General features: G+C 33.5%; 15 protein-coding genes. 8 read left to right on the forward strand and 7 right to left on the reverse strand.

What is annotated here, in order from left to right; genetic code table 11:
* Positions 1 to 120: 120 nt before the first annotated feature.
* The 3 genes from ACFOZ1_RS09960 to typA all read left to right on the forward strand — a co-directional run bounded on the left by ACFOZ1_RS09960 (position 121) and on the right by typA (position 4,110).
* The gene (locus ACFOZ1_RS09960; RefSeq protein ID WP_390198923.1) at positions 121 to 813 is read left to right on the forward strand and encodes a response regulator transcription factor; all 693 of its coding nucleotides are present in this window, start codon (positions 121 to 123) and stop codon (positions 811 to 813) included.
* On the forward strand, positions 810 to 2,156 hold the full coding sequence (locus ACFOZ1_RS09965; RefSeq protein WP_390198925.1) for a sensor histidine kinase: 1,347 nt from the start codon (positions 810 to 812) through the stop codon (positions 2,154 to 2,156). Before ACFOZ1_RS09960 ends, ACFOZ1_RS09965 begins: the two co-directional genes overlap by 4 nt.
* Positions 2,157 to 2,286: 130 nt before the next feature.
* Complete coding sequence (gene typA, locus ACFOZ1_RS09970; RefSeq protein ID WP_390198926.1) at positions 2,287 to 4,110, forward strand: translational GTPase TypA; 1,824 nt, start codon at positions 2,287 to 2,289, stop codon at positions 4,108 to 4,110.
* 85 nt (positions 4,111 to 4,195) lie between these two features.
* Here the strand turns inward: typA and ACFOZ1_RS09975 are convergent, their stop codons facing one another.
* The 7 genes from ACFOZ1_RS09975 to ACFOZ1_RS10005 all read right to left on the reverse strand — a co-directional run bounded on the left by ACFOZ1_RS09975 (position 4,196) and on the right by ACFOZ1_RS10005 (position 13,158).
* A complete protein-coding gene (locus ACFOZ1_RS09975; RefSeq protein WP_390198928.1) occupies positions 4,196 to 5,800 on the reverse strand; it encodes a response regulator transcription factor in 1,605 nt (534 codons plus the stop codon).
* A complete protein-coding gene (locus ACFOZ1_RS09980) occupies positions 5,781 to 7,589 on the reverse strand; it encodes a cache domain-containing sensor histidine kinase (RefSeq protein WP_390198929.1) in 1,809 nt (602 codons plus the stop codon). The genes ACFOZ1_RS09975 and ACFOZ1_RS09980 overlap by 20 nt, the downstream gene beginning before the upstream one ends.
* Positions 7,590 to 7,708: 119 nt before the next feature.
* Positions 7,709 to 9,019 carry an ABC transporter substrate-binding protein gene (locus tag ACFOZ1_RS09985; RefSeq protein ID WP_390198931.1) on the reverse strand — a complete coding sequence of 437 codons (1,311 nt, stop codon included), beginning with the start codon at positions 9,017 to 9,019 and terminating at the stop codon, positions 7,709 to 7,711.
* A 63-nt stretch (positions 9,020 to 9,082) separates the two neighbouring features.
* Positions 9,083 to 9,910 carry a carbohydrate ABC transporter permease gene (locus ACFOZ1_RS09990; RefSeq protein ID WP_390198933.1) on the reverse strand — a complete coding sequence of 276 codons (828 nt, stop codon included), beginning with the start codon at positions 9,908 to 9,910 and terminating at the stop codon, positions 9,083 to 9,085.
* Positions 9,911 to 10,825: a carbohydrate ABC transporter permease gene (locus ACFOZ1_RS09995; RefSeq protein ID WP_390199013.1), complete on the reverse strand. Its 915-nt coding sequence runs from the start codon at positions 10,823 to 10,825 to the stop codon at positions 9,911 to 9,913.
* Between the two features lie 312 nt (positions 10,826 to 11,137).
* The gene (locus ACFOZ1_RS10000) at positions 11,138 to 12,469 is read right to left on the reverse strand and encodes an ABC transporter permease (protein ID WP_390198934.1); all 1,332 of its coding nucleotides are present in this window, start codon (positions 12,467 to 12,469) and stop codon (positions 11,138 to 11,140) included.
* Positions 12,466 to 13,158 carry an ABC transporter ATP-binding protein gene (locus ACFOZ1_RS10005; protein WP_390198936.1) on the reverse strand — a complete coding sequence of 231 codons (693 nt, stop codon included), beginning with the start codon at positions 13,156 to 13,158 and terminating at the stop codon, positions 12,466 to 12,468. The genes ACFOZ1_RS10000 and ACFOZ1_RS10005 overlap by 4 nt, the downstream gene beginning before the upstream one ends.
* 151 nt (positions 13,159 to 13,309) lie before the next feature.
* On the opposite strand from ACFOZ1_RS10005, the gene ACFOZ1_RS10010 reads away from it, so the two are divergent.
* The 5 genes from ACFOZ1_RS10010 (at position 13,310) to ACFOZ1_RS10030 (ending at position 17,879) form a co-directional block, all read left to right on the forward strand.
* Positions 13,310 to 14,470 (forward strand): CapA family protein, encoded by a 1,161-nt coding sequence (locus ACFOZ1_RS10010; RefSeq protein WP_390198938.1) that lies wholly within the window; start codon positions 13,310 to 13,312, stop codon positions 14,468 to 14,470.
* 18 nt (positions 14,471 to 14,488) lie between these two features.
* The gene (locus ACFOZ1_RS10015) at positions 14,489 to 15,301 is read left to right on the forward strand and encodes a DUF368 domain-containing protein (RefSeq protein WP_390198940.1); all 813 of its coding nucleotides are present in this window, start codon (positions 14,489 to 14,491) and stop codon (positions 15,299 to 15,301) included.
* 69 nt (positions 15,302 to 15,370) lie between these two features.
* Positions 15,371 to 15,691 (forward strand): thioredoxin family protein, encoded by a 321-nt coding sequence (locus ACFOZ1_RS10020; protein WP_390198942.1) that lies wholly within the window; start codon positions 15,371 to 15,373, stop codon positions 15,689 to 15,691.
* 105 nt (positions 15,692 to 15,796) lie between these two features.
* Positions 15,797 to 16,489, forward strand: coding sequence for an ABC transporter ATP-binding protein (locus tag ACFOZ1_RS10025; protein WP_390198944.1), 693 nt, complete (start codon positions 15,797 to 15,799; stop codon positions 16,487 to 16,489).
* Positions 16,479 to 17,879: a hypothetical protein gene (locus ACFOZ1_RS10030; RefSeq protein ID WP_390198946.1), complete on the forward strand. Its 1,401-nt coding sequence runs from the start codon at positions 16,479 to 16,481 to the stop codon at positions 17,877 to 17,879. Before ACFOZ1_RS10025 ends, ACFOZ1_RS10030 begins: the two co-directional genes overlap by 11 nt.
* The last annotated feature ends 143 nt before the right edge of the window (positions 17,880 to 18,022 follow it).

Raw genomic sequence — 18,022 nt, forward strand, 5'->3', positions numbered from 1 at the left:
AAATGTGTAACTGATGATGGAATGACTATCTATACTTAATTTTTTTAGAAAAATGTGCGAAAATATAATATAAATCAAAGATTGTCGATATTAGCATAGTGCTGAAGGGTGGAAGTCAATGTGAATCAACAAATCTATCTTGTGGAAGATGACGCGAATATACGTGATATTGTAAAAGCATATTTAAAGAAAGAAGGATATGAAGTTACTGTAACCGAACGCGCAGAAGATGCGTGGGAATTAGCACAATCTGGACAACCGAATATGTGGATATTAGATATTATGCTGCCTGGAATGGATGGATATGAGTTATGTAAGAGAATTCGCCAAGTAAGTGAAGTACCAATTATTATTATTTCGGCTAAAGATGAAGAAGTGGATAAAATTCTAGGATTGGAATTAGGTAGTGATGACTATTTAACAAAACCATTTAGTCCAAGAGAGCTAGTTGCAAGAGTAAAGCGTTTATTTAAACGAACGGAATTACAACCAATCATGACAACACAATCAACAGATTTACTAGAAGTAGATCATTTGAAAATGGATAAAGCAGCAAGACAAGTGTTTTGGGAAGAAAAAGAGATTGATGTGACAACAAAAGAATTTGATATGTTAGAGATATTTGCAAAACAACCGAATCGTGCTTTTTCGAGAGAAGAATTATTGACGCTAATTTGGGGTGATGATTATTTTGGGAGCGACCGAGCAGTAGATGACCTTGTGAAGCGATTACGTAAGAAGTTACATGGTTTACCTGTAGAAACTGTTTGGGGATATGGATACAGACTTCATCTTCAAGGGGAAGAAGAATGAAATTACAATACCAATTAACGATAGCATTCACTACATTACTCGTAATTATTATGACAATTGCGGGAATTACAGTATATTCTCAGATGCTTCAAATGTTAATTAAAGATGAACAACGACAATTAGAAGACAAGGGAGAATTAATCGTTAATTTTATTTTATATGAAGATCTAAATAATAGTTATAATGCACAAACATTACTGCGTTTGTTAAATGCATATAACTTACAAGTGTTTGCCTATGATGATAAAACAGAAAAAATTGTTTTTTCTTCTATTACGAATGTGGATCAATTAGATTCATTTGTGACTCGTTATGATATGGACGATCCTGAACAGCCGTTGTGGGAAAGTGGAAATGAAAAATATGTTGTTTCTATTATCCCGATTATATCTTCCTATACGACACAGAAACTTGTCTTACTCACACCGCTAGACGATTTGCAAGAGGTAAGGGAGAGTTTAATTGGTAGACTTATTTCGATTTTCTTAATTGGAATTGCAGTTGCGGTGCTATTAAGTCATTATTTAACAACGAAATTAGTTACACCATTAACAAAATTACGCTATCAATTGAAGAAAATAGAGAAACGTCAATTTGATCAAATGGAAGCAATTAGTGCAACAGGTGAAATTAAAGAAGTAGAAAAAAGTGTTGTTGAAATGGCGAATGAATTAAATAGCTTCATTCAATCTCAACGTCAATTTTTCCAAAATGCAAGCCATGAATTGAAGACACCTTTAATGACAATCCAAGGCTATGCAGAAGGAATTAAAGATGGGATTTTTGAAGGGGAAGAAGCAGAACGTGGCCTTAATGTCATGGTAGAAGAAATTTATCGACTAAAAAAAATTATTAATGAAATTATATTACTTGCGAAGTTAGATAGTGAAGAGAATATTTATAAAGAAGAAAAAATAGAAATGGAAACATTTATGGAACAAATAATGGTAAGAGCGGTGCCAATCGCTAATGAGCGAAATGTGGACATTACGTTAAAGCGGGTAGAACAACATACTTTAACATTTGATTATGAGAAAATGTTACAGGCAATTATGAATATTGTGACGAATGCGCTGCGTCATGCAACAACAAAAGTGGAGTTATCTGTATATGAAATCAATAAAAATGTAAGAATAGAAGTGAAGGATGACGGAGATGGAATTGATGAAGAGTTATTAACAAAATTATTCCATCGTTTTGTGAAAGGTGAAAATGGTGAGACAGGATTAGGTCTAGCGATTGCAAGAGCAATTGTGGAGAAATCGGGTGGAACGATATTCGCCCGAAATCATGCAGATGGTGGTGCAGTTTTTTGTATACAGTTCGTAAAATATGACAAATAGCTATATTATTTTTAGACTTTTGTGATATAATCTAAAAGTTGCTAAGAAGTGAACGTCACATGATAAGAAGCAAAACACAGATAGTTACATTAAACTACCTATGTTTTTCGAAAGAGGAGAGAATATTTACATGACGCAATTCAGAGAAGATGTCCGTAATATCGCGATTATTGCCCACGTTGACCACGGAAAAACAACGTTAGTTGACCAATTATTACACCAATCAGGTACTTTCCGTGATAATGAACAAGTAGATGAGCGTGCAATGGATTCAAATGATATCGAAAAAGAACGTGGTATTACAATTTTAGCTAAAAATACAGCTATTAATTATAAAGATATTCATATTAATATCCTTGATACACCTGGACACGCTGACTTCGGTGGAGAAGTAGAACGTATTATGAAGATGGTTGATGGTGTATTACTTGTTGTAGATGCATATGAAGGATGTATGCCTCAAACACGCTTTGTATTAAAGAAAGCTTTAGAACAAAAACTTCGCCCTGTTGTGGTATTGAATAAAATCGATCGCCCGAATGCTCGCCCATCAGAAGTAATTGACGAAGTATTAGACTTATTTATTGAATTAGGTGCAGATGATGATCAATTAGAATTCCCAGTTGTATTTGCATCAGCATTAAATGGTACATCAAGTTATGAACCAGATACACAAGAGGAATCAATGGAGCCAATCTTTGAGACAATCTTAAAGAATATTCCTGCACCAATTGATAATGCAGAAGAACCATTACAATTCCAAATTACATTATTAGACTACAATGATTATTTAGGACGTATTGGTATTGGACGTGTGTTTAGAGGTGCGATTAAAGTAGGCCAACAAGTTTCTTTAATGAAAACAGACGGTTCTGTTAAGAATTTCCGTGTATCTAAATTGTTCGGTTTTATTGGACTAAAAAGAATTGAAATCCAAGAAGCAAAAGCAGGAGATATTATTGCTGTTGCAGGAATGGAAGATATTAATGTTGGGGAAACAGTTTGTCCAACAGAACATCAAGAAGCATTACCTGTATTACGTATAGATGAGCCGACATTACAAATGACTTTTGTTGTAAACAATAGTCCTTTTGCTGGACGTGAAGGAAAGCATATTACATCTAGAAAGATTGAAGAACGTTTGTTATCCCAATTAGAAACAGACGTAAGTTTGCGTGTGGAACAAACAGCGTCTCCTGATGCATGGATTGTTTCAGGACGTGGAGAATTACATTTATCTATTCTAGTTGAGAACATGCGTCGTGAAGGATACGAAATTCAATTATCTAAACCAGAAGTTATTATTAAAGAAATTGATGGTGTAAAATGTGAACCGATTGAACGTGTGCAAATTGATGTACCTGAAGATTATACTGGACCTGTTATGGAATCACTTGGTGCGCGTAAAGGTGAAATGATTGATATGATTAATCACGGCAATGGTCAAGTGCGCATGGAATTTAAAGTTCCATCTCGTGGATTAATTGGTTATGCAACTGAATTCATGACACAAACAAGAGGATACGGTATCATTAACCATACGTTTGAAGAATATGCACCATTTGTAAAAGGTCAAGTAGGTGGACGTCGTGAAGGTGTACTTGTGGCTCTAGAAAATGGAAAAGCATCAACATATGGTATTATGAATTTAGAGGATAGAGGAATTATTTTTGTTGATCCAGGTACAGATGTATATGCAGGAATGATTGTAGGAGAACATAATCGTGAGAATGACTTAACAGTTAATATCACAAAAGAGAAGCATTTAACAAATGTTCGTTCTGCAAATAAAGACCAAACTGCAACCATTCGTAAAACAAGAAAAATGTCATTAGAAGAAGCGATTCAATATTTAAATGATGATGAATATTGTGAGGTAACACCTGAATCAATTCGTCTTCGTAAGAAAATTTTAAATAAAAATGAACGTGAAAAAGCTTCAAAGAAAAAATAAGACAAACATCATGTCTATAAATAAAAAGAACTTCTCTTATCTAACAGAGAGGTTCTTTTTTGCTATAATAAGAATTATTTCCAATTCAAGAGCTAGAAGGGGTATGAAGACCTGTTCTAATGTATTGTCTATATTGGTTTGGAGTTTGACCATTGATTTTTTTGAACACTTTGCTGTAGTATTTTTCGTCTTTGTATCCAACTTCTTTTGCGATGTCATAGATTTTTAGGTGTGGATTTTCTAATAATTCCTTTGATTTTTCTATCCGTATCTCTGTTACATATTCTGTAAGCGTCACATGATATACTTGCTTGAATTTCCTAGAGATATACTCACGACTGAGAAAGAATCGATCTGCGATGTCTTGTAATTTTATATCTAAATAATAATGTTCTCTCAGATATGACTCGATTTCTTGAATGCTCGTTCTTCCTTTTTGATACTTTTCTTTTTCAAGTAAATTCATTAAATTATGAAATTCTTTCTGTTTCACTTCCGTAAATTTTTGAAAAGAAAAGCTGCCATCCTCATTCCAAAAACCATCCCCATTAAAATTATCTTCATATTCGTCCATATCATATTCTTCTAGCCAGTTTTTCCTTAATATCTTAAATTGCTTATCCCATAATTGTAATTGTTCTATTGAAAGGTTATGTGACTCCCATAATTGCTTAAATAATCGCTGCAAAATCTCATTAAGGTTATCCTTACTACATCTTTGTAATGCCCATTTAAGTTCCTGTCCATAATCTAATAAATGGAGGTTCGTTTTATGATTGATTTCTTTTGGTGTGACTACTTTCTTTTCTATTTCGCCTTCTAATAAAGGATACTTTTGCAGCACCATTGATGCACTTTGATAGGAATGTAATGTACAAGTCATCTCATCACCCATAAAAATAGTACATTTCATTTTGATAAATTGATAAATAATGGCATATATCTTTTCTACAATGAAGTGTGGCTGTGGAGCATTCCATAACAAAATAATGATTTCATCTTCTTTATTCAGATTCCGAAATCCTATCCCTCTATTTTTGTTTCGAACAACTTCATTTACAATATTTAATATTGCAAAAAAGGCAACATCACGATTACCATTGAATTTTTGTATTAAAAACTTATGAATAGGAAGAATAGACACAATACATTTTACTTTATCTACATTAATCTTAAATTCTTTAAGTATTTTTTGAATCGTTGCTGTAGATGGGTTTTTCTGGTATATGACTCCGGTAAGTAGTTGATCCCAATAGAGAGGTTTTACTTCATTAATCACTCGATTTTTTTCTAGTAAAGATTGTCTCTTTTCATCTTGTTCTCGCCATTTAAGGACAGCTCTTTCTAATGTTTCATTTAGCAAATTTCGATCAATTGGTTTTAAAATGTAATCGAAACTTCCATAATATAAAGCACTTCTCATGTAATGAAAATCATCATACCCACTCACAACAATTGTTTTACTTTTTAATTCAGAACTGTGTATCCATTTCAACAATGTGATTCCATCTTTGTTGGGCATACTCATATCGGTAAAGATAATTTCAGGTTTATGTGCTTTAATTAATTGAATGCCTTTTTCTCCATCGGTTGCTTCAAGTACTTCTGTAATCCCGACATGTTCCCAATTAGCTAATAACAATATACCTTCTCTTACATGTTTTTCGTCATCAATAATAATGGCCTTCATTTTTATCACCATCCATATCCATTGGAAGTTGAACTGTAACTACAAAACCTCCAAACTCTAGGTTGTTAAGCTGTAAATTCGCATGTTCGCCATAATACAACTTCAATCGGCGGTACACATTTTTTAATCCAATATTCGCTTCGCTGTTATTTTCACTATCATAGATACATTGATAAATTTCTTTCATCCGTTGATCAGATATCCCTGTACCATTATCTCGTATTCTAATCACTAAGTTACCTGATTCTACTGTCCCTTTAATTTTTAATTTACCGACCTTATCTCCACTATCAAATCCATGTTTAAAATAATTTTCAACAATTGGTTGTAATAACATTTTTGGTATTTTTGCTTCTAACATTTGCTCTTCAAATTCAATCGTAAACGTTAATTTGTCTTCGAATCGTTCTTGTTGCAAGAGTAGGTACGCCTGGATATAATCTCTTTCTCGGATTAATGGGACCATATCTTCTTCTATATTCATTCCATATCTCATAATCTGTGATAAATGTGTTACAAGTGAATAAATTTGTGGCACATTATTTTTTAATGCTACTGTTCCAATCGATTGAAGTGCATTGTTTAAAAAATGTGGATTTAATTGTGACTGAAGGACTTTGAGTTGATTTGTTGTATTCTCTAGTTTTAATTTATATTCACGATTTATTAAATCATTAATTCTCCCTATCATTCTTTTAAAACGATGACCTAACATACCAATTTCATCATCGCCTAAGGATTGAAATTGGACCTCCATGTTCCCATTTTCGACTTGATGGATATTTTTGAGTAATATTCGGATTGGAGATGTTATTTTAAAGGAAACAAGTAATGTAGCTAAAATGACTAATGTTAATCCAACGATACCAAATAAAATATTGATTTTTGCCACACTTAAGGCGCTTTGAAATAAAGAACTATAAGGAATTTGTTTGACAAGAATCCAGCCTCCTGATGATTCAGGAAGTTTATGATAAACCATCACACCTTGAAAAGATGCATCATCCCAATCCAAGGTACCACTACTGTCTTCTGTATTTAATAAGTACGTCAACCATTCAGGATGAGATTGCCGCCTTGTGATGTCTGGATTTGAACTAAAAATGCTATTCCCTTCCTCTGTATAGATATAAAACTCTTCTGAATCTTTGTTGTAAAGTTTTTCGCTCATGTTAAGAATTTTACTTGGTGAAATATCAATAGACATATATCCTAATTGTCTATTAAGAGGGACATCCTTTAATGAACGATGAAGGGTAATCACATCCGCTTTCTCATCAGTATCAGTTTGAGAGTGAGCAGGTTCGATATACATGTTAAATGGATTTGCATCCGCTTTTGTAAAATAAGATTGATCTTCATGATTAAGTCTTGAAGAAAAAGTAAGGGTTGATTGCTTTGATACGAATACTAAGTTTTGCATTCCATTATCTTGTTTTGGGAATGTAATGGTCACACGCTTAATATTATTTTCCGCATATAGAATGGTCACCATAACATCTTTTATCGTATCCAATGTCATATAACGATTATCTTGTCCATGGCCTTTTAAATAGCTCATAAAATCTGGATTATTATAAAATGAGAGAGTTAAATCTTTTAAATCATTGATATAACTTTCTATATTAAGCTTCCCTTGATATAGAAGGTTTACATTTTCTTCAATAAATTCATCTTTTAAAGATTCTTTCGTATAAAAATACGTAATCACAATGGAGGTACCAAAAGGAATAATCGTGATTGCTAATAATAGAACGATAAGTTTATTTCGAATGCTTTTCCTTATCATAAGGTTCCCTCCCTTTTTAATGATGTACTATATCAAGTATACAACAGGCACTATTCCATGCATATACTTGATATATGAAAAGCATGCCCAAGAACAGGACATGCTTTTCACAAAGTGGATTATTTCATATCGTCCCAAATGCTCTGCATTGACTGCACAACATCTGAGTATTCAATTCTACCAGATGCATACTCTTGAATTTTGGCAGAAAACTCTTGATTCGCACCATCTGGCCATCTAAACCAAGTCCATGGGATTGTTTTTTCAGCTTTTGAGTACTCGAGAATGGATTGACCTAATGCCCCTAGTCCAACTGGCTCAATGTTATCAAACGCAGGAATAAACGCAAATTCCTCTGTGATATAACGTTGACCAGTTTCTGATGAAACCATCCAGTTTAAAAATGCTTTTGCTTCATCTAAATTTTCAGAGTCTTTATTTAATACCCAGTTGTTAGGAACGCCTACTGGTAAACGATCCGCTTCCGCATCATCATTTAATGGTATCGGTAAAAATGCCATATTCATATCTGGATTTATTTCATAAATCATATTTTCAGTCCAGTTCCCTTGTTGAAGCATTGCCGTCTCACCAGATGCGAACAATGTCACTTGTGTATTGTAGTCTGTGGTAATTGGATTGTCATTTCCAAACCCAACTTCTGTATCAATTACAGCTTGGAATTGCTCAAACTTTTCATTGCCGACTATGGTTTCACTACCATCATATAATCCTTCGATAAAAGCAACTGGATCATCTTGTTGTGCAAATGGAATATTTAACAAGTGTTGACCGATTATCCACCACTCACCATATCCTGCAGAAAATGCAGTGATTCCGTTATCTTCTAGTTTTTGTGCAGCTTCTTTCAATTCAGTAAGTGTTGTAGGAGGTTGCGTTATCCCAGCTTGTTCAAATAAGTCCTTATTATAAATGAACCCATAACCTTCAAGATTTACTGGCATACCATACAGCTTACCATCAGTATCTGTCATCGGCACTTTTCCAATTGGAAGTACATTTTCAGTCCAAGGTTCATTAGAAAGATCAGCTAAATGCTCTTTCCATAGCTCTAATTCTTTAAAGCCACCATTGTTAAAAATATCCGGTTCTTCTCCTGAGGCAAATTTTGCTTTTAAAGCAGCGCCGTAGTCAGCCCCTCCACCAACTGTCTCTAGATTAATTTTAACGTTTGGATTTTCATTCTCATATTCTTTAATCATTGCTTCTAATTGGTCAGCAATTTCTACTTTGAACTGGAAAAAGTCAAGTGTTACCTTTTCATCATTGTCAGCACCATTTTCAGACTCTCCTGACCCTTCATTAGAGTTCGTACTATCATCATTTGAACTAGAATTACTTGATGAACACCCTGCAATGATAGCAACCGCGAATAACATTGTAATAAATATAAATAGAACACGTTTCATAAATTAATTACCTCCTTGAATATATTTTATTTTACTAAATAAATCCCTTGTAAAGTGTATCGCTTACTTAATTGAGCCAGCGGCAATTCCTTTAATAATATGTTTTTGTAAAAATAAAAAGAAGATAATAATAGGAGCAATCCCTAATACTAGTCCTGCTAATCCCATGTCCCATTGCTTTGTATATTGTGCAAAAAATGAACTGGTTGCTAATGGAATGGTTCTTAATTCAGCATCTTGTAAGACTAAGAGTGGTAGTAAGTAATCATTCCATATCCATAATGTATTTAAAATAACAACCGTAATGGTGATTGGTTTTAATAATGGAAAAACAATCCGCCAAAACACTCCAAATTGCGTACATCCATCTACCTTAGCTGATTCTTCAATCTCAAGCGGAATCGTTTTAACGAATCCGTGATAAAGAAATAGAGATAGGGAAACACCGAATCCGAAATACATCATGACAATCCCTGGAATACTATTCATGATTCCTATCATACCACCTAATTTAACTAATGGAATCATGACTGCTTGAAATGGAATGACCATTGCCGAAACAAATAGTATAAACAGAATCGAGCTAATTCTTCCGGGTGTGCGGACCATCTTCCAGGCTGCCATCGAGCTAATTAAAACGATCCCAATGATACTAAAAATAGTTATGAATAAGGAATTCAGAAAAGCTTTAGGGAAATTTAAAACTTCCCATACTGTTGTATAGTTACTAAATAAAAATTCCTTCGGCCAAGCTGCAGCATCTAACAAAATGGCAGAAAAACCTTTTAAAGAATTAATGATAACGAAATAAAAGGGGATAAGAAAAAGTATTCCTAAACAGATCGCAAAAACCTCGACAAGAAACGTCTTTGAAGTATATTTTTCATTCATTTATGCTTCCACCTCCTTCTTCTTCGTAACCATTACCTGTACTGTTGTGAAAATCGCGACAACGATGAAGAATAAAATAGATTTTGCACTACCTAATCCATATCGATTATTTTGGAATGCTTCTTGATAAATATTAATGGCAACAGACTCTGTAGAGTTAAATGGACCTCCACCTGTCAAAGAAATATTTAAATCAAATATTTTAAATGCCATTGATATAGTTAAGAAAAAACAAATTGTAAATGCTGGTAAAATTAATGGGATGATAATTCTAGTCAACATTCCGAAACTAGACGCTCCATCGATTCGAGCTGCATCCAACACATTTTTATCCAGGCCTTGTAGTGCTGCGATATAAATAATCATCATGTATCCACTAATTTGCCAAGCAAACACAATAACAATTCCCCAAAATGCAGTTACTTCATCACCTAGCCATGGTTGATTAAAAAAGCTTAAACCAGTCAAGTCGCCGATGGATGCAAATCCTTTAATGAAGATGAACTGCCATATGAATCCTAATAATAATCCTCCAATAACGTTTGGAATGAAAAATACGGTTCGTAAAATGTTTTTGGTTTTTAGTGCCATGTTTAAAAGCAAAGCCAAGCCCAACCCGATTATATTGCTAATTAACACGGAAGCAAACATAAACTTGGTTGTAAATAAGAAAGAATGAAAGAATTTAGAATCATCTGTAAAGATTTTTATATAGTTATCTAAACCCACCCATTCTACCACTGAACTAACTCCATTCCACGATGTAAAAGAATAATAAATTCCCATAATAAAAGGAACAATTTGAATCGTTAAAAAGAATAGTAGTGCAGGGCCAACGAATGTAGCGTATACCAATATTTTTTTTATACGTGTCTTTCGCTTTGATTTCAACTCTACATTTGTTTTTTTTCGCATATATGTCTCATCTATATCAACCTCCGTTCTCATAGATCACACCACCTCCTACATTTATTGTTAACGCTTTCAAAATTAATTATAAACGCTCACGCTTTAAATTAAGAGAAACAATATTGACCAAAAAAGAGTACTAAATTGACATGGGGATATAAGGACAGGTTCTTTGTCGCAATTTGAAATAGATACAGCCCTTTTTCTTGCGTCTGATAAGATACTTTTTAAATAATTTTTATTTGATTACACTAATTTAAATAACGAAACTCCTTTCAAACATAATAAAGGAGTTTCGTTATTTTTTTCATGATATAGCTATATTTCTCGTCGTAATGCCTTTAAAACATCAATCCGAGTAGCTTTTCGCGCTGGTTTGAGACCAGATAGAATAGTGACAAGAAAGCAAATTACTGTAGAAATGAGAACAAGTGTAAGTGGAATGGATGAGAACTGAAACCCTTCAGGAAGTTTCTCGCTAAACACACTCTCTAGAATCATAGGTATTCCAATATTGACGATTATACTAATAAGATAAGCGACAATTGTTCCAACAAGTGCACCAAATAATCCAATGAAGCTACTTTCAAGTAAGAAAATCTGTTTGATTTGTTTAGGGTGTGCACCTAATGCTTTCATTATACCAATATCCGGTGTTCTTTCTGTTACCGCCATTGTCATGGTATTATAAATCCCAATGGAAGCAATAAGAATAGCAATGGTTCCAATGAAAATTAGTCCGGCTTTTATAATGGTAAATATCATATTGATTTGTTTCATTTCATCTGCAACAGAGTAAACGAGATAATTATCATCTTTTAGTGCTTCACTAATTCCTTCTACTTCTTCTAAGCTATTTGCGTATACATAGACACTTGTATAGCCTGACATTTCTTCTGTTCCCTCACCTTGTGGTTCCATTTCGCCTCTAGGCGAGTTAGTGAATGCTTCGATTTCCTTTAACATCGCATCAGAAATATATACAGAATTATCTGTCAGCCAATCTCTGCTTGGGCTTTCAATAACTCCAGAAATCGTAACTGGAAATGTCTTTGTTACTTCCTCATCATCTACCGTGCTTGAAACAGTCATATCGATTTCTTTGCCAACTAACGATTCAGTATATTGATATTCTTCTTTAATATCGTAATTTTCATCATATATTTCTTCTTCTGCTACATTTATAGGTGCTAAATTCTTTACAAAGTCATGTCCTACTACAATTTCATTATCTTTAGTAGGTAGCTCTCCCTCACTTAATTGTAATCCTGAGGCAATTTCAGATGGGAAATGAGTGACAATAGTAGAAGAATGAGCAGAGTAATCATTAATTGTAAAGAGTGGAGATTGATATAATTCAACCCTTCTCGTGACTGCTTTCACTCCATCTAATGCTTCAAATGTTTGAATGTCTTCATCCGTGATAGATCTAAATGTATCATCTGATTCATATCCATATACCTCAATTTTAGTTACCGTATTATTTTCAAGATGTTGTTTAATTAGTGTATCGTGCAAGCCGAATGCAACAGAAGCAAGTACAATAAGAAAGGTTACTCCCATTGCTGTAGCGAGTATCGTCATAAAAACACGAGATTTACTTTTTTTCATATTTTTTGATACAAATCGCCATTGATCTCTTATATTCATATTGCCACCTCTTCTTTTACCAGTTTGCCATCATGTAAATGTATGTGCTTATTGCCGATTTTTGCTACCGCATCATCATGGGTGATAATAATAAATGTAATATTAGACTCTTTGTTTAACTGTTGAATAATCGATAATATCTCTTGTTCTGTTTCGCTATCTAAACTACCTGTAGGCTCATCTGCAAGAATAATAGGTGGTTCAATGACTAATGCACGTGCAATGCTAATTCGTTGTTGTTGACCACCAGATAATTCACTTGGATAATGATCTTTATAAGCTTCAAGTCCAACGCGATTTAATGTCGTTAAAACAATGGAAGCGCGTTTGTTTTCTGCTACACCTTTTAATACAAGAGGCAATTCTACATTTTCGTATGCTGTCATACTCGGAATCAACTGAAAGTTTTGAAAAATAAAACCAATATTATCCAAACGGAAAGTTGCAAAGTCACCTTCGGAAAAGTTCGTTACATTAGTCTGATTAATCATAATTTCTCCACTCGTAGGTTTCATCAGCCCACCAATAAGGTTCAGTAATGTAGATTTACCTGAACCACTACGACCAGTCACTGCTAATATATCTCCTTTGTTCATTTGAAAGCTAACATCTTTTAGTACATCTAATTTCATTTTATTTTGTTTCTTGCCTAGTTCAAAAGTTTGGCAAAGATTTTTAACTTCGATCATAACAATTCCCCTTTGATTTAATATAAGAGCCATCTCTCTAGTAAGACGAAATATATTTGCTAATTATTTCATTTTTTCAAAAAAAAAGAATACATTATGATAAAATAGAAGAGATTTTCGAAAAAGTATAGGTCGAGAAAGGTATGACATCATGAACAAACGAATAGGATTATTGTTGCTGTTCCTTATTGTGTTAGCTGGTTGTCAATCATATGAGAAGCAGACAGAGACTACTACTGCAATAACATTGAAACAAACAGAAGGAAATTTTGTAGAATCAATTAAACCAGATATAAAAGAAATAACAATTGCAGCAATTGGAGATATTTTGATACATGACAGAGTATATAATACTGCGGTAGAGGGAGAAGGATATAACTTTTTGCCGATGTTAACAGAAGTGGATGATTATTTAAAGACACCTACGATTACAATGGCTAATCAAGAAACCATCATTGGTGGAAAGGATATCGGTTTATCTTCCTATCCAAGCTTTAATAGTCCAGAAGAGTTAGCTGACAATTTTCAAGAAGTAGGAGTAGATATCGTTACAATGGCGAATAATCACACATTAGATAGAGGAGAAATCGCCATTCAAAACGCCATTGCTCATTATGAAAAAATCGACATGCCCTATACAGGGAGCTACAAAAGTCCTGCTGACCGAGAAAAAGTGAGAGTAATCGAAACAGCGGAAGGAATCAAAGTAGGTTTTCTAAGTTATACGTATGGAACGAATGGGATACCAGTTCCAAGTGGGAAAGACTATTTAGTTAATTTAATTGATAAAGAGCAAATAGAAGAAGATGTGAAAGTGGCGAGAGAAAGTGCAGATGTCATTATTCTAAGTTATCATTTTGGAAATGAGTATGAGAGATTACCAAATGATAACCAACAAGAGTTAGCGCAATTTGCTAGTGATTTAGGGGTAGAAGTTGTAATCGGTCATCATCCACATGTAGTACAACCGGTGGAATGGCTGGAAGGAAAGAATGGTCAAAAAACGTTAGTTGCGTATTCATTAGGAAATTTCCTATCAGGTCAAGAGCAATTGTATCAACGAATTGGTGGGATGTTGCAATTTCAAGTTAGCAAAATCAGTTATAGTGATGATACAATAATAGAAGTGTCTAATCCGTCATTCTTACCAACATTCGTTCAATATGATGTTATTAAGGGGAAAATGGCTAATTTTCAAGTATTACCTTTTCATCAAGTGACAGAAGAACAGCTGGACAATCATCAAGCACATTATGAAGAAATACAACAACATGTGCAACAATGGATGCCGGAATTACAAATTATCGAGTAAAAAGGAGAAAAAATTTCGATGGAATGGAAGAACATATTTCGAGGGTTAATTATGGGGGCAAGTGATGTCGTTCCAGGAGTAAGTGGTGGGACGATTGCTGTTGTTTTAGGAATATATGATCGATTGATTGAATCGATCAATGGTTTATTTAGTAGGGAGTATAAAAAACATCTAGGTTTTTTAATCCCATTGGGTATAGGTATATTATCAGCAATTGTCATCTTGGCCAAACTAATTGAATGGTTATTTGAGTACTATCCGAGACCAACACAATTTGCTTTTCTTGGTCTGATAATAGGAGTGTTACCATTTTTATTTAACAAATCAAATGCGAAGCAAAACTTTAAGCTGATGCATTACCTATTCATTCTAATTGGTATGTGTATAGTCGGTTCTATGGTCTTCTTTCATACAGGTGAACCAGAGGTCGTAAAGACATTCGAGACATCTACATATATATGGTTATTCCTTTCTGGATTTGTTGCAAGCGCTGCAATGATTCTACCAGGTATTAGTGGATCCTTTCTATTATTGATAATTGGTTCATATACGACTATTATTAATGCAATAAATGAGCGGAATTTATTCGTGATTGCAGTTGTAGGTATAGGAATTGTTCTAGGTATCTTACTAATGAGTAAAGTCATACATTATTGCTTAGAACACTTTCCGATCATTACATATGCTTTTGTTATTGGAATGGTAATCGGATCAATCTTCGTTATTTTTCCTGGTTTCCCTACTACGATGATACAGTCAATCGTATGTATATTGACATTCGCTCTAGGTCTGCTTGTAGCATATATTCTAGGCAGGGTAGAGTACAAATAATACAATCCATTTGCGTTAAGTAATAAAAAATGATACGTTTTGGATAAACATACAAAAAGGAGCATGAAAATGAATGCAATAAAATCAGTTGACCAATTTAATGAAATCATTCAATCAAGTGAACCTGTAATTATTAAGTTTTACGCAGATTGGTGTCCAGACTGTAAGCGTATGGACATGTTTATTGGAGATATTCTTGAATCCTATAATAGATATGAGTGGTATGAAGTAAATAGTGATGAAGTAGAAGGATTAGCTCAAAAATATGACGTAATGGGAATTCCAAGTTTGCTTATTTTTCAGAATGACAAAAAAATTGCGCATCGCCATAGTGCTTATACAAAAACGCCTGATGATGTCATTGAATTTTTACAACAAGAATTGGGTTAAATAGCTAAGACTCCGTTATATACATGCACAACCTTGTATATAACGGAGTTTTTTTTGTTTGAAACTTATTAATCGTTTAAACGTATATATGATAGGAGGGATTGGATGTTACAGCTGACAAATGTACAAGTAGATATTGGGCTACATACAATTTTGAAAGATATTACCTTTACTATAAATAAAGGAGAGATTCTCGCACTATTAGGTCATAATGGTGCAGGGAAATCGACAACCATGAAAGCAATTATGGGATGGCAAGAGAAGAAAGAAGGTACCATTACCATTAACCAATGGAATCAAGACAATGAATTTCTTGCATTTAAGAAAGAAATTGCATACATACCAGAAGAACCATTCTTATTATCCGAATTAACTGTCATGCAGCATTTTCAATTATATGGCCAAAGTTATGAAATACCTGAAGATATCTGGATGAAACGGGTAGAGAAATATACGCGATTATTTGAAATTGAAGATAAATTAGATGAGTATCCGGAATCATTATCAAAAGGAATGCGCCAAAAAGTCCAAACGATATGTGCACTATTACCTGATTGTGCATTACTATTAATCGATGAGCCATTTATGGGATTAGATGTGCATGCGGCAATGGAATTAGAAAAATTGATTAAGCTAAAAGCAGATAGAGGTACGAGTGTGTTACTTACTTCCCATCAACTTGATCGTGTAAAAAAAATCGCTAGCAAATATGTGATGTTACAAAATGGAGTAGTATTAGAAGAAAGAGACATGCGTGACTTTGATGATTTAAAGAGGAGAAGAGAAGATGGGGAGTAAGACGAGCTCTGTCATTCGATTTATTCACAAAAGTAGAAGAGCAAAGAAAAAGCTTCTCTATCGAATGGCGCTAGGTGTAGCGATAGACAAAACCATTGCAGTATACTTAAGTTTCTTCATAGGTATTGGATTCTTCGTTATCTATGATGAATTGAAAAAATACAAACAATGGTTTGATTTAGTAGAAGACAATGCTGTATATGTTCTATCTATACTAGCGATTATATATTCTTTACGTGCACTTTCACTCACGTCTGCATCTCCAGGTATGTATATAACGAGTGCGGAATATAAATTGATGACACTACCATTTAAGAAAGAAGATGTATGGTTTGCCATCTTTGTTCGTACCATTTGTAAAACTTTTCTTGTGCAAGGTGTGGTTTTTGTCTTAGTTACTTTGTTCACGCCATTTACAACAACATTCATGCTACAATTCTTTGTTTTTAGTGTCATTATTTCAGTGCTATTATTATTACCGCAATGGTATCTTTATTCCTTGTCGATATGGACGAAAGTAAAGGTCTATTTTTCGTTTCTATTTTCATTTGGTTTAGTAAGATTTCTCTTTTTTATGCTAGAAATAGAAGACTTGTTTAGTTTCCTGTTCATTGTGGTATTAGCCATACTAAATATTGTTTTATGGAAAAAACGAGTAAAAAAAGTAGATTGGAAAAAGGTAATAGAAGAAAGTGATCGAAAAATATGGAATATGTTTTTTATCAACAAAATAAGTAAAGTAGAAATAAAACCAGCAAGAAAATCACTTATGCGACAAGTGATTCCACAATCTTATAAGAAGAAGCCTTTTGACTATAAGAATAAGACAGTCATATTTAGAAGATTGTGGATAAAGGAACTAGCAAAGCATAAAGAAGCGTCATGGAATACACTTGCTTGTATCGTTCTTTGTCTTGGAGTATTGAGCTACCAAACAGTATGGTTACAGGCATTATCTGTTATTATCGCAATCTTTTTAGTGAATCAATTCATAGTAAGTTATTTTCGTGCAGGCTTCAGTGAAAAACTTTTGCATAGCATACCATGGAGCATGACAAATATTGTGAAGGCATATCTTACATGTATTACCCCATTTTTGTTTTTGTTACTAATAGTTTATGTAGTATTATTAATGATTCATCATGTTTCATTAATGATGATTATATTGCAAGTGATACTAGTGTCCATTGCGACTATTTGTATCGTTCAGACAAATGTAGCAGTTCAGGTGAAAAAAATGAATCATAAATGGTATAAAAGTAGCGTATTAGAACAAATCATTAGTCCTGTGACATATATCATAATATTTTTCGTAGCATATCAACCATTACTTTATGTCTATATTGTTATTTTGATTGTTTATTGGTTGTATCTATCTCGTACTTTATAGATTATCTAATTAGAATGAGATAGGATTAAGACCTACATTGTTTTAGAGGGCAGATTGTTGTTCTGAAATTATTTCATACTTTATTAGGCTTATGTATGCCACAAAGGATACTAATTTTAGATGTATAAGAAAAAAATGGTAAT

It is taken from the genome of Gracilibacillus marinus, from assembly GCF_042651725.1.
Lineage (GTDB): Bacteria > Bacillota > Bacilli > Bacillales > Amphibacillaceae > Gracilibacillus > Gracilibacillus marinus.